Below are 13,191 nucleotides of genomic sequence, written 5' to 3'. Positions count from 1 at the left end.
AAGGCGCGGAGCCGCGCCTTCGCTAACGTTTCTTCGCTTAAAGAACCAGCCTGAACTTCGAGAAGCCGTCGGTTCCGTCGCCTGCGTCCTCGATCTTGACGCTCTTGACCGCGGCGAGGAACTGCTTCGCCTTGGGGCCGCTTTCGAAGGTCACCGTCGTGCCCGGCAGCGGCCTGAAGGTCCAGTTCGCATCAGCCGACGGATTGATCGTGCCCTGTTCGTGGACGTAGCGCACGATGACGTCGCGGTTGGTATCCGGCGCCTGGAAGATCACCTTGTCGGCAGCGATCTCCGGGAAGCTGCCGCCGCCGCCAGCACGGTAATTGTTGGTGACGACGACGAACTTTTGGGCCGGATCGATCGGCTTGCCATCGAAGGCGAGGTTCTGGATGCGGTTGGTATCCGGATTGATCGCCTTGCCGGATGAATCATATTTCGGCGGCTGCGAGAGGTCGATCTGGTATGTCACGCCGTCGATCACGTCGAAATTGTAGGACGGGAAATCGGCATTGAGCAGCGGCGCATCCTTCGCGCCGACGTCGATATGGTTGAACATGCCGGCCGACATTTCCAGCCAGTTTTTCACCTGGGCACCGGTGATCGCCACAGCTTGCACCGTGTTCGGATAGAGATAGAGGTCGGCGACGTTCTTGATGGCGATATCGCCGGCCGGGACATCGGTATAATAGTCGGCGCCGCCACGGCCGCCGGCCTTGAACGGGGCCGCCGCTGAAAGTACCGGCAGATCCTTGTAGTCGGTGTCGGCGAGCATCTGCTTGATGTACCAGGTCTGGGCCTGGCTGACGACCTGCACCGAAGGGTCGTCGGCGACGAGCGCGAAATAGGAATAGAGCGGTGCCGACGTCTTGCCGACCGGCGTGCGGACATAGGCGAGCGTTGCCTCATGCTCGGCCTTGGCGGCTTCGACCACATCCTTCTTGTCGGCGTAGTCGGCAACCACCTTCTTCTTGTCGTCGCGGTGATAGATCGGCCGCGCTTCCGAGGTGAAATCGACGATCTTCCAGCCGTTGCCGTCCTTTTCGAGCAGCAGGTCGATGAGGCCGAGATGCGACCCCCAGAAGCCGGCCATGACGGCGGGTTTGCCATGCAGCGTGCCCTTGACGGGATCGGCATTGGCGATGCCGTCCCAGCTCTTCGGGCCGGGGAAAACGAGATGCTGATGGCCGGTGAAGATCGCATCGATCCCTTCGACGGCGGCGAGATGCAGCGAGGCGTTTTCCATCTTGTCGGACGGTGCTGCTCCGTCAATGCCGGAATGGGAGAGCGCGATGACGATATCGGCGCCGGCTTCCTTCATGGCGGGAACCCAGGCCTTGGCCGCCTCGACGATATCGCGCGTCTGCGCCTTGCCTTCGAGGTTCTTGATATCCCAGAGCATGATCTGCGGCGGTACGAAACCGATGAAGCCGATCTTGACAGGGCTCTCCTTGCCGGCGCCGTCTTTGATCTGCTTTTCCACGATGATGTAGGGTTTGAAGAAGAGATCGTCCTGCTTCGGATCCGAGGCGAGCTGGCCCTTGGTCAGGTTGGCGCAGACGAAGGGGAAATTGGCGCCGGACAGGACCTTGAACATGAAGTCGAGGCCGTAATTGAACTCGTGATTGCCGAGCGTCCCGACCGTGTATCCGAGCGTGTTCATCGCCTTGATCACGGGATGGACATCGCCGTCCTTCATGCCGTGCTGATAGGCCATGTAGTCGCCCATCGGATTGCCCTGCAGCACGTCGCCATTGTCGATCAGCAGCGAGTTGACGGCCTCCGCGCGGATATTGTCGATGATCGTTCCGGTGCGCGACAGGCCCATCGTGTCGTTCGGCTTGTCGGCGTAATAGTCATAAGGAAAGACGTTGACGTGAATGTCGGTCGTTTCCATCAGCCGCAGATGCGCCTGATTGGCGCTGGCGCGGGCGCTGAACGGGTGCAGCAGCACCAGGGCGGAAGTCGCGGCGAGACCGCCAAGCAGGGAACGGCGGCTCATGACGCCGACATCGAAAATGGAAGACATGGAATTCTCCTATGGGATCATGCATCGTCCGGCCCGTCAGAATTAGGACGATTTGGCGAGGAGTACACTGCGAAAATGACAGGATGGCAAAACAATCGGTAGCAACGGCGACGCGATTTCAAAATGCAATGTATGGTGCAGCCCTTCGGCCCAAATGGATCGAGGCCGGGATCATGACCGGGGCCGTCATCGGGTGGCGCTATCGACATCGGGAACGTCGACGCCGGCCCGCCGCAGACGCAAGGCTCCTGTTGCGCTCGACGTCAATGTCAACCAGTAGCAACTGGAACGATTTCAGCCGCTCCTTTGCTATGGAAGCGGTTCAGTCCTAAGGCTTCAGCGTCAACGTCGCAGAACGGGACGGGCGCTCGACGCTGGTCGCGGCTCTCAGTTGGCGCACCGCCAGCACAGGGCGTATTTCCTGATGGAAGAAGCGGAAATAGGAGGAGACCTGCGCCCTTGCATTCGAATTCACGTCGAACTGGATGCCGATGCGGCCATTGTGCTTCCAGCGGATGATGCCTTCGAGCAGGCCGAGGTTTTCGGCTTCGATCCGCACCTTGCTGCCGGAAGCGGCCTGGAGCGGCGTCTTCGTCTCAAGCGCGGCGCCGGTCACCGACAGGTTGAGAATTCGGACATCCACTTCGCTGTTGAGATATTTGACGCTGCCGAAGACGCGGCAATTCTTCCGATCGGCCTTCCGCGCCGTAATTTTCAAGTTGCTGCTCATGCTGTCTCCCTCAATTGCCAAGGGAGCATAGCGCCGGAAAATTGAAATGGTTTTAGGGGCTTGGCTAAAATTGCACTGAATCGATCATATGATCGATTCAATATATGAGATCTGTTTTACGCGCAGTGTGAAAGGTAACAAACCGCCTCACTCACCATCTCACATCCGCTTTACGGCAGGCTCAGCTTCGCCATGCGTCCGCCATCGATGGTCCAGATCTGACCGGTGACGAAGCCGGCTTCCGGCGAGGCAAGCCAGGCAACCAGTGCTGCCACTTCTTCCGGCCGTCCTGTCCGTCCGATCGGGTGGATGCGGCCGATCTCGCGGCGGAAGGCCTGCGGGTCAGGCATGCTCTCGATGAAATCCACGTTGAGGTCGGTATCGATCCACCCCGGCGCGACCGCATTGCAGCGGATACCCTCGGCCCCGTGATCGATCGCGATTGCCCGCGTCAGGCCGTGAAGACCTGCCTTGGACGCGCAATAGGCCGCATGCTTCGGGTTCGATCCGAGACCCTCGATCGAGCCGATATTGACGATGGCGCCCGTTGACGCCCTTAGATGCGGCAAGGCGGCCTTGATCAGCATGAAGGGCGTGGTGAGATTGACGGCGACGTTCCGCTCCCAATCCGTCAGCGTCATCTCCTCGGCGAGCGCCTCCTGCATCATGCCCGCATTGTTGACGAGCACATCGAGCCGTCCAGCCTCTGCGACCACTTTTTCAACCGCCCGGCCCGCCGAGGCGGGATCGGCGAAATCGACCGGAAAACTCATGAATTCCTGGTCTTCGCCACGCTGAGCGGTGAAAACCTGCGCACCCTCATCCCGTAATCTCCGGGCAATCGCTTGACCGATGCCGGAACGGCCACCGGTGACCAGTGCAACCTTTCCTTTGAAGCGCATCAGCCCACCGCCTTTCCGCCGTTTACCTCGACCAGCGTGCCGCACAGGTAGCGTGCGGCATCAGACGCGAGGAAGAGCACGACATCGGCGATATCCTCCGGCTCGGCGATACGGCCGAGCGGTACGGTTTTGCCAAGCTCGGCAACCGCCGTATCCGGATCGAACCCACGCTTGATGAAGCCTGTGCGCAGCATCGGCGTGTTGACCTCATTCGGGCAGACCGCATTGATGCGGATGTTCTGGTGGGCATGGTCCATGCCCATGCATTGGGTCAGCGAGGCAATGGCCGCCTTGGTCATGCAATAGACGGCATGGTTGGGACCGGGACGCAGGCCCCAGCAGGAAGCGGTGTTGACGATCGCGCCACCGCCTCCGGCCGCTAGAAGTGGGATCGCCGCACGGCTGATCCGAAACGGCGCCAGCATGTTGACACCGACGGAGAGGTCCCAATCGGCGTCCGTGGTTTCGGTCACCTTTCCACGGGTGATGACGCCGGCATTGTTGACGACGACGTCGAGACCGCCGAGCGCCTCGAAGGCGGCCTGCGGCAACCCATCGGCATAGGCCGCTCCCAGGAGGTCGCCAGGCAGATGCACTTCGGCCTCGATATCAGAAACATCGCGGTCGGCAACCGCCACGCGTGCTCCCTCGGCGCGAAGTTGGCGCACGATGGCCGCCCCGATACCGCCGGCAGCACCGGTGACGAGGACTTTCTTGTCGGAAAATCTCATTTCGATCCCCTCAGGATTGGAAGCCGATAATAGTTCACGCGATACCCTCCGCCGCCAACGCTGCTTTCGCCGCTCGAAGTGCCGCCTCCGTCGCTCGATCTCGTCCATGCAGGCGCGCAGTCTGCGTCATGCCTTCGTGAAGGAGGAAAAGCGTTTCGGCGATCCGCTCTACGTCTTTGTCGGGAGCAATGGTTTGCAGACGGATACGAAATTCATCCGCAAGCCGCGCCTTATGGTCGAGCACGGTTTCGCGAATAGCAGCGCTGTCTGGATGTTCCGCCAATGCATTCAGGAAGAGACAGCCGGTGTTCGCCACTTCACGCAACCAGTCACCGAGCCGAACGATCGGATGGAGAACATGCTCGATCCCGCTCTCAGGCCCGCCCGCGAGCCAGTCGAAATAGGATTTGTCGCGATGCTCCAGCGCTCCAACCACCATCGCTTCGCGGCTCGGAAAATACTTGTACAGCGTTCGCAAGGACACATCGGCCCCCGCTCGCAGCGCTTCGACGCCCTGTTCGGCGAAACCCATCTCCGCAAACTGGCGGTCAAGATCACCGGCGATTTTTTCTTTTCTCGTTGTCATTGGAGAAAAGTAGAATGATCGCTCTACCCATGTGCACTGAAATGCGACGAGGAACAGGACGATAAGCGACAGACGGTCTTTCTGCGCCGAACGTTTTTATCAAAGCGATAGAGCGTCCTATTGGGCGCGCGGAACTCGAGCGACAGCCGCCCTGCGGCCCACCACGTGCTCGCGCCAGACGGTGAAAATGCCGGCTGCAACGACGATGATCGAGCCGATGATAGTGTTGAGACTGAGCGTTTCGTCATAGATCGCTACACCGATGATCGAGGCATAGACCAGTGACAGATAGGTCAGCGGCTGGACGGCGGCGGCATCGAGAAGATCGTAGGCGCGGATCAGGAAATAGTGGCTGGAAATGCTGGTCATGCAGACGAGCGCCATCCAGCCCCAGTCTCCCACGGACATCCAGCTCCAGTAGAACGGGCCGATGGCGGTCATCGTGATGGCGCCGATGACGCCGGTATAGAAGAAGCTGGTCATCGACGAATCGTCGCGGCTGGCGAGACGGGTGGCGATGACATAGAAGGCGAAGTTGAAGCACGAAAGAATGGCCAGAAGCAGCTTCACATCGAAAAACTCGCCTTCCGGCTTCAGGATCAGCAGCACTCCGAAAAGCCCGACGCTAATCGCCGTCCACCGTCGCCATCCGACCCGCTCGCCGAGGATCGGCATCGACAGCAGCGCGATCAGGATCGGCGTCGCGGAAAAGATCGCTTGTGAGCGGGCAAGGCCGATCACGGCAAAGCAGGTGATGGCCAGAACCACCTGGACGGCAAGCAGCACGCCGCGCACCACCTGAAGAAGCGGCCGTTTGGTGCGGGCCGTCGCCTTGAGGCCGCCGCGCATCTTCGACGCGAGGACGATCGTGAACAGCGCGAAGGCCCAATAACGGATCATCGTCACGAAGATCGGCGGGTACGTCGACGCCAGATGTTTCGAGATGGCGTCCTGCAGAGAGAAGATGGTGATCGCCAGCAGAGCGAAAATATAACCGTGGGTCTTCGATGTCATGATTTGCCATTGAACGGGAAACGCCTGGGCGCGCCAAAGTCTGGGCAGGCTTTCAACGAAGATGCAAGGTCTCAAAGCCCCACATTCGGCCTGTCGATGATTTCTCTGAGCGCGAAGCTCGAATTGATTTTGACCACATGGGGAAGCGCCGACAGCCAGTCACGATGGATACGCTCGTAATCCTCGAGATCGCGGGCGGCGACCCGGAGGATATAATCATATTCGCCCGACATCAGGTAACAGACGAGCACGTTCGGGCAGAGTTTCACCGCCGCCTCGAATTCCGCCAGCGTCTTGGCGAACTGGCCGGAGAGCGAGATATGCACGATGGCAATCATCTTGTAGTCGAGTGCCTTGTGCGAAAGCCGGGCGTGATAGCCGCCGATGACACCGCTTCGTTCGAGGATGTCGAGCCGGCGCGAACAGGCCGAAGGCGACAGCCCGATCTTTTCGGCAAGCTCGGCGTTGGTGATGCGGGCATTGGCCTGCAGGACCTTGAGAATCGCAAGATCGATGGTGTCGAGAGCAGTCATTCGAGGAACCTTCGAAAAATAATGATGATCGCGCAATAATCCGCGAAAAATCGCTTCCGTGCAAATCGTCTTTGCAAGGACATTTCGTTGTCTTGGTGGTTGGATTCATCCTGCGAGGAGATCCGCGACCGCGGAGACAAAATGAGAGGAACGCCAATGCGTGTCGGTTGCCCGAAGGAAATCAAGAACCATGAATATCGCGTCGGCCTGACGCCGGCTTCGGTGCGCGAATACGTCGCCCATGGCCACGAGGTCTGGGTGGAGACCAAGGCGGGCGCCGGCATCGGCGCCGATGACGCCGCCTACGCTGCGGCTGGCGCGAAGATCGCCGCCTCCGCCAAGGATATCTTCGAAAAGTGCGACATGATCGTCAAGGTGAAGGAGCCGCAGCCCTCCGAATGGGCGCAGCTGCGCGACGGTCAGCTTCTCTACACCTATCTGCATCTGGCGCCCGACCCCGAGCAGACCAAGGGTCTGGTCGCCTCCGGCGTCACTGCCATCGCCTATGAGACGGTAACCGACGACCGCGGCGGCTTGCCGCTGCTGGCGCCGATGTCGGAAGTGGCGGGACGGCTGTCGATCCAGGCGGGAGCGACCGTGCTGCAGAAGGCCAATGGTGGTCTCGGCGTCCTGCTTGGCGGCGTACCCGGTGTGCTGCCGGCCAAGGTCACGGTGATCGGTGGCGGCGTCGTTGGCCTGCACGCCGCCAGAATGGCCGCCGGCCTCGGCGCCGATGTCAGCATTCTCGACAAGTCGCTGCCGCGCCTTCGCCAACTCGACGACATTTTTGCGGGCCGCGTGCACACGCGTTATTCCAGCATCCAGGCATTGGAGGAGGAGGTCTTTTCGGCCGACCTCGTCATCGGCGCCGTGCTCATTCCCGGCGCGGCTGCCCCGAAGCTCGTCACGCGCGAAATGCTGTCCGGCATGAAAAGGGGCTCCGTTATCGTCGACGTCGCCATCGACCAGGGCGGTTGCTTCGAGACCTCGCATGCGACGACCCATTCCGATCCGACCTACGAAGTCGACGGCGTGGTGCATTACTGCGTCGCCAACATGCCCGGCGCCGTGCCGGTCACCTCGGCGCACGCGCTGAACAACGCCACGCTGGTCCATGGGCTGGCGCTCGCCGATCGCGGCCTGCGCGCCATTGCCGAAGACAAGCACCTGAGAAACGGCCTCAATGTGCATAAGGGCCGCATCACCAGCAAGCCGGTCGCCGAAGCCCTCGGCTACGAAGCCTTCGCGCCGGAGAGCGTATTGAACGTGGCGTAAACTGCCTGACTCTGGGTTAGGTGAGGGCGCCGGTCTCCGTCAGGGCCGGCGCGTTTGCCTTGTCGATCCGGCACTGGAAGCAGTTGTTGCGGGCCGAGCGCACATGCACATAGGCAATCTCGGGCCGTGCCAGCAATGTCTCGGCATAGGCGGGAATATCGGCAATAGCGGTCACCGCGCCGGTGCCATAGACAATGCGGTTGTTTTCGCCGTAGCCGCGCACGATGAAATCGCGGCTGGTCGTCAGCACCGGCGGCAGGATTTCCTCCGCGGCGTAACGCGCGCAGCGCTGCTTGTGCAGGAAGATCGGCCCGGTTTCGGCATAGGGCTGCAGTTCCGGGAAGGGCCGGTAGGCGAAAACCAGCATTTCCTCGCCCTCGTCGATATCCTGCAGGCAGTGGCGGCAAGGGTTGCCGTCACCGTCTGATATCATCGTCTCGGGCAGATTGTCATAGGCGTCGCGGCTGCCGTCCCAGAGGGCTCTGGCATCGGCAGTCGGCATGGCGGCAAAACGGATGGCGGTCATGGCAAATCTCCTTTGTGATCGCCATGAAATTGCGCCCGGACCGCCATCCAAGCCACCCGTTTCTTGCGCCAGTTGTTGTTTGTCGAGATCGCCGTTGCAAAACGCCAGGCAGCCAATTCATCAACGTTTGAGGGAAATGCCACTCTCCTCCCTCACCAAGTCAGTTTAGGCCGTGGCTGGCATTGTCTGGTTTCGCGTGCCGATGGCGTCACTGACACCGGCATCTGCGCGGTGAATGGTTTCTCCTGCCCACCCCACCCTCCGTCATGCTCGGCCTTGAGCCGAGCATCCACACGGCATCCACCAGCATCCGTGGCATGGGTCCTCGGCTCAAGGCCGAGGACGACGGAGAGTGTGGTTGGCGTTCTCGCCAAACTCGCCGCCAGCGTACAGAGATACATCACAACGGGTGCTTCATTAGGCCGGCACTTACTACGCCCTCCCTGTGCTCGTCACAGGGATCCAGCGCGCCCAAGTCCTTGGGCGCGGGAGACTCTTCCCTTGAAGTGTTGCTTCATTCACGGCGCAGACGCGCCGTGGCTGGATTCCTGTGCCGGGCAAAGGAATGAAGGGAGGGGAGGTGGAGGCGTTCACCACATAGCCTGGGTACTTGAGGTGGTCAGCACGCAGACAGATGCACCGGAAAGCAGACCAAGCCATCAGCCCTTCCGCGCGATCTCCAGCAGTTCCTTGTCGCTGAGCGGCCGGACGATGCCAGTGCCGGTTGAAACCGGGGAAAAGCCGTACATTTGATAGAGCTGCAACGCGCGCGGATGGTCGAGATTGTTGGTGGTCGTGGTGACGCGCTTCGGATTGAGCGACCAGATGGCATAGAGCGCCTGCAGCAGGAACCATTTGCCGATGCCGAGGCCGAGCGCATGTTCGATCAGGCCGAAATGGCTGAGTTCGATGGTCTCCTCGTCTTCGCAGAAATATTCATAGAAGCCGGCCGGCGCCCCGTTCACATAGAGAACGCTGATATTGTTGCGCTTGTCGTTCAGTGTCGCGGCAAGCTGCTCGTCGCTCATGCGCAGCCGGTCCACCCACTGCCAGCGCGCGCCGACCTGCCGGTAGAGATAGCGGTAGAAGGGCAGCGGTATGCCGGGCGCGCGCATGATCGCCGTCTGGATATTGACCGGCACCGGCATGCTGGCCTTCGGCGCTCCCGTCATTTCGAGCCGCGTAATGTGAGCTTTCAGCGAAGCGGGTGTCTTTCCCATGGCGGTCAGGCTTTGACCGGCGTCGGCGGGCCGGTGACGACAGGCGTATCGTCACGACTGCCCCATTCGCTCCAGGAACCGTCGTAAAGCTTGTTGTCATGATGGCCGAGCGATTCCAGCGCCAGCGTGATGATCGCCGCCGTGATTCCCGAGCCGCAGGAGGTGACGACCGGCTTCGAAAGATCGATGCCGGCATCCTCGATCGTCTGGCGGAGTTCGGGCAGTGATTTGAACCGGCCCTGGCTGGCAAAGACGCCGGAAGGCAGGCTGCGGGCGCCGGGCATATGGCCGGAGCGCATGCCGGCCCGCGGCTCAGGCTCGGTGGCGGCGAAACGGCCGGCGCTGCGGGCATCGGCGATCTGCATCACGCCGCTTGAGACGATGTCGCGCATCGTATCGAGCGTCACCACGCGGCTTTCGTCGAAATCAGGAGTGAAGGTCGCCGGCGCATAGGGCGGCGCGGCGGTTTCGAGCGGACGGCCTTCGGCTTTCCAGCCGTCAAGCCCGCCATCGAGCACGAAGACGTTCTTTGCCCCCATTACCCGAAACAGCCACCAGACGCGCGGCGAGGCGAACAGCCCGATGCCGTCATAGACGACGATGCGATCATTCTCGCTGATGCCGAGCCGGCCGACTTCGGTGGCGAAATAGTCGGGCGAGGGGATCGTATGCGGCAGCGACGTCGAATGGTCGGCGATCTTGTCCTGATCGAAACGGATGGCGCCGGGAATATGGCCAGCCGCATATTCGGCATCGGCATCGCGTTTCTGCGCCGGCAGATAGAAGGAAGCGTCGAGCACACGCAGATCCGGTTTGCCGAGCTCGCCCTGCAGCCAGTCGGCGGAGACGACGAAACGGCTCTTGCTCTCAGTCATTAATGGTCTCCCTTGTCAGGCTTCGTCGCCGGGCACGCCGAAGCGGATGCGGAAGCGCCGGTTCTCCTTGCCCTTCTTTTCGATCTTGGCGATGTGAATCTGGCCGACTTCCTGCGTCTCAGAGACATGTGTGCCGCCGCAGGGCTGGCTGTCAATCGAGGAGTTCTTGCCGATGCAGACGAGGCTGACCCGCCCGAGCCCCATCGGCGGGCGCACATTCTTCGATTTGACGATATCGGGATTGGCCGCAAGCTCGTCGTCGGTGATCCATTGCAGATAAACCGGATGGTTCTGGCCGACCAGTTCCATCAGCCTGGCCGTGACCTCGTCCTTGTCGATCGTCTCGCTCATGTCGAAGTCGATGCGGCTTTCCTCCTCGCCGACCGCCGCCCCGGTGATCGGATAGGAGCAGACGACGGACAGCAAGTGGCAGGCCGTGTGCATGCGCATCAGCCTGTAGCGGCGCGGCCAATCGACATGCAGCACCAGGGTTTCGCCGATCTCAGGCTGCGGCTCATTTTCGAGCGGCACATGGATGATGATATCCTTGCTCGCACCATGTTTCGTCTGACCGAGCGCGATCTTGCTGCCGTCGGCGCGTTCAAGCTGACCGGTGTCACCGGGCTGGCCGCCCGATGCGGCATAGAAGCAGGTCTGGTCGAGTTCGATGCCCCCGTCGTCGTGAATGGCGGTGACGACCGCCTCGCATGTCGAGAGATAGAAGTCGTCACGATAGAGGGCATTGACGGGCATGGGTCTCACACGGGTTCGTAGGGAACATGTATGTCGGACGACCTCGCCATCCAGCCCGGAACGGGCAGTCCTTTCGACCTCAGGAAATCCGGGTTGAAGAGTTTCGACTGATAGCGGTTGCCGTAGTCGCAGAGGATTGTCACCACCGTGTGACCTGGGCCGAGATCCCGGGCGAGATTGACGGCGCCGGCAATATTGATCGCCGTCGAGCCGCCGAGGCACAGGCCTTCGTTTTCGACGAGATCGAAAAGATAGGGAAGGGCTTCGGCATCGGAGATCCGATAGGAAAAGTCCGGCGTGAAGCCTTCGAGATTGGCGGTGATGCGGCCCTGGCCGATGCCTTCGGTGATCGATGAACCTTCGGATTTCAGCGTGCCGTTCTGGTAGAATTCATAGAGAGCGGCACCATCGGGATCGGCGATGCCGATCTTGATGTCGGCCTTGAAAGCCTTGAGGCCGGCAGCGACACCTGCCAGCGTACCGCCGGAACCAACGGAGCAGATAAAGCCGTCGATCTTGCCGTCGGTGTCCTTCCAGATTTCCGGTGCGGTCGTTTCGACATGTGCCTGCCGGTTGGCGACGTTGTCGAACTGGTTTGCCCAGATCGCGCCGTTCGGCTCGCTCTTTGCCATTTGCTCGGCAAGCCGCCCCGATACCTTCACGTAGTTGTTCGGGTTCTTGTAGGGAACGGCGGGCACTTCGACGAGTTCGGCGCCAAGCAGTTTCAGCGCGTCCTTCTTTTCCTGGCTCTGCGTTTCCGGGATGACGATGACGGTGCGGTAGCCGAGTGCCTTGGCGACCAGCGTCAGCCCGATGCCGGTATTGCCGGCCGTGCCTTCGACGATGACGCCGCCGGGCCGAAGCAGCCCCTTCCGCTCGGCGTCACGAATGATGAAGAGCGCAGCACGATCCTTGACCGACTGGCCGGGGTTCAGGAACTCGGCCTTGCCGAGAATGGTGCAGCCGGTTGCCGCCGAGGCGCCCTTGAGTTTGATCAGGGGCGTGTTGCCGATGGCTTCGAGGACGGAGGGGTGGAAGGTCATGGAATCTGCCTCTTTCGAACTCTTACTTTAAGAACGGTCTTTTCCCTTCACAAGGCTGTGTTGGCAAGAAATGCTATTCCATGCCTCTGTCGGCCACGACAAAATTTCGCTTTCCTGCCTAAAAAGGCGCATCACCCGGCATCCGGCGGTTGCGCTGTGATCCGAAGATTGACTTTACCCGTACAGATGACGACAAACCGAAGCGGAACGCAGCAACAGGGCGTGACCAAAACCGACATGGTTCACGAGCAGATCGATACGATCGACGCATTGATGGCGCATTACGTCGCCGGTTCCTTGCCCGAGCCGGCGCGGGTGCTGGTACGATCCCATTTGCAAATGAAGCCGGATAATCGACGCCTGGTGAGCAGCCTCGAGCTTTTGGCCGGGGAAGCCCTGGAGCGCTCACCGGAAGCCGCCATTGCCGATCGCGACCAGCGGCTTGCGGCAATCTTTTCCTCTGCGCCTCCCGCCTCCGGATCCCATGTTTCCAAGGGGCCGGCAGGGGCGCCATTTCCCCAGGCTTTGCGCGATCTGCTCGGCTTCGAAGCCGAGGACGTGCCGTGGCGCCGGCGCTTGCCCGGTTTCAAGGACTATTCGTTCGACATGCAGGGCTGCGAGGTCAGCCTGATGTGGATCCGTCCGGGCCGCGCATTACCGGCCCACACCCATAAAGGCATGGAGCTGATCCTCATCCTCGACGGCGCCTTCAACGATGAACGCGGCCATTTTGGTCCTGGCGACATCTCCATCGCCGATGAGACGGTCGAGCATCGGCCGGTCGCCGAAAAGGACAGGCCCTGCATCGCCTTTGCCGTTTCCAACGGGCCGGTCAGGCTCACCGGATCCCTTCGTCAGATGATCGGCGACCTGATCGGCTGAAAGCAGCCACAATGGTGTGATAGAGCCGTAAATCCGGGAGGAGATGAAAACTTCCGGGCCCTGTTTTCGTGTTGATCAGGCTGAGCCGGAGGAAC

General features: G+C 61.0%; 14 protein-coding genes. 2 read left to right on the top strand and 12 right to left on the bottom strand.

What is annotated here, in order from left to right; translation table 11 throughout:
- Positions 1-37: 37 nt before the first annotated feature.
- From EFD56_RS15120 to EFD56_RS15090, 7 genes are all read right to left on the bottom strand, one after another.
- On the bottom strand, positions 38-2,026 hold the full coding sequence (locus tag EFD56_RS15120; RefSeq protein ID WP_126905646.1) for a bifunctional 2',3'-cyclic-nucleotide 2'-phosphodiesterase/3'-nucleotidase: 1,989 nt from the start codon (positions 2,024-2,026) through the stop codon (positions 38-40).
- 328 nt (positions 2,027-2,354) lie between these two features.
- Entirely contained in the window at positions 2,355-2,756 is a 402-nt protein-coding gene (locus EFD56_RS15115; RefSeq protein ID WP_085742313.1) for a PilZ domain-containing protein, read from the bottom strand.
- A 170-nt stretch (positions 2,757-2,926) separates the two neighbouring features.
- Positions 2,927-3,658 carry an SDR family NAD(P)-dependent oxidoreductase gene (locus EFD56_RS15110; RefSeq protein ID WP_261341270.1) on the bottom strand — a complete coding sequence of 244 codons (732 nt, stop codon included), beginning with the start codon at positions 3,656-3,658 and terminating at the stop codon, positions 2,927-2,929.
- Entirely contained in the window at positions 3,658-4,389 is a 732-nt protein-coding gene (locus EFD56_RS15105) for an SDR family NAD(P)-dependent oxidoreductase (RefSeq protein WP_126905645.1), read from the bottom strand. The genes EFD56_RS15110 and EFD56_RS15105 overlap by 1 nt, the downstream gene beginning before the upstream one ends.
- Positions 4,390-4,423: 34 nt before the next feature.
- Positions 4,424-4,921, bottom strand: a complete 498-nt coding sequence (locus EFD56_RS33705) for a TetR/AcrR family transcriptional regulator (RefSeq protein ID WP_164736833.1) — start codon at positions 4,919-4,921, stop codon at positions 4,424-4,426.
- A gap of 171 nt (positions 4,922-5,092) precedes the next feature.
- Positions 5,093-5,989 carry a DMT family transporter gene (locus tag EFD56_RS15095; protein WP_064818048.1) on the bottom strand — a complete coding sequence of 299 codons (897 nt, stop codon included), beginning with the start codon at positions 5,987-5,989 and terminating at the stop codon, positions 5,093-5,095.
- Between the two features lie 71 nt (positions 5,990-6,060).
- Positions 6,061-6,522 (bottom strand): Lrp/AsnC family transcriptional regulator, encoded by a 462-nt coding sequence (locus EFD56_RS15090; RefSeq protein ID WP_126905644.1) that lies wholly within the window; start codon positions 6,520-6,522, stop codon positions 6,061-6,063.
- A gap of 156 nt (positions 6,523-6,678) precedes the next feature.
- On the opposite strand from EFD56_RS15090, the gene ald reads away from it, so the two are divergent.
- Positions 6,679-7,797 (top strand): alanine dehydrogenase, encoded by a 1,119-nt coding sequence (ald, locus tag EFD56_RS15085; protein ID WP_126905663.1) that lies wholly within the window; start codon positions 6,679-6,681, stop codon positions 7,795-7,797.
- Positions 7,798-7,813: 16 nt separating this feature from the next.
- Here the strand turns inward: ald and EFD56_RS15080 are convergent, their stop codons facing one another.
- The 5 genes from EFD56_RS15080 to EFD56_RS15055 form a co-directional block, all read right to left on the bottom strand.
- Entirely contained in the window at positions 7,814-8,323 is a 510-nt protein-coding gene (locus EFD56_RS15080) for a DUF1203 domain-containing protein (RefSeq protein WP_126905643.1), read from the bottom strand.
- A 659-nt stretch (positions 8,324-8,982) separates the two neighbouring features.
- The gene (locus tag EFD56_RS15070; protein ID WP_126905642.1) at positions 8,983-9,543 is read right to left on the bottom strand and encodes a GNAT family N-acetyltransferase; all 561 of its coding nucleotides are present in this window, start codon (positions 9,541-9,543) and stop codon (positions 8,983-8,985) included.
- Positions 9,544-9,548: 5 nt separating this feature from the next.
- Entirely contained in the window at positions 9,549-10,418 is an 870-nt protein-coding gene (sseA, locus tag EFD56_RS15065) for a 3-mercaptopyruvate sulfurtransferase (RefSeq protein WP_126905641.1), read from the bottom strand.
- Positions 10,419-10,433: 15 nt separating this feature from the next.
- Positions 10,434-11,171: an alanyl-tRNA editing protein gene (locus EFD56_RS15060; protein WP_037114406.1), complete on the bottom strand. Its 738-nt coding sequence runs from the start codon at positions 11,169-11,171 to the stop codon at positions 10,434-10,436.
- Positions 11,172-11,176: 5 nt separating this feature from the next.
- Positions 11,177-12,214, bottom strand: a complete 1,038-nt coding sequence (locus EFD56_RS15055; protein ID WP_064818052.1) for a cysteine synthase A — start codon at positions 12,212-12,214, stop codon at positions 11,177-11,179.
- A gap of 222 nt (positions 12,215-12,436) precedes the next feature.
- On the opposite strand from EFD56_RS15055, the gene EFD56_RS15050 reads away from it, so the two are divergent.
- Positions 12,437-13,096: a ChrR family anti-sigma-E factor gene (locus tag EFD56_RS15050; RefSeq protein ID WP_184332985.1), complete on the top strand. Its 660-nt coding sequence runs from the start codon at positions 12,437-12,439 to the stop codon at positions 13,094-13,096.
- The last annotated feature ends 95 nt before the right edge of the window (positions 13,097-13,191 follow it).

Source organism: Rhizobium phaseoli (genome assembly GCF_003985125.1).
GTDB lineage: Bacteria > Pseudomonadota > Alphaproteobacteria > Rhizobiales > Rhizobiaceae > Rhizobium > Rhizobium phaseoli.
This window is presented reverse-complemented; position numbering and strand designations above follow the sequence as displayed.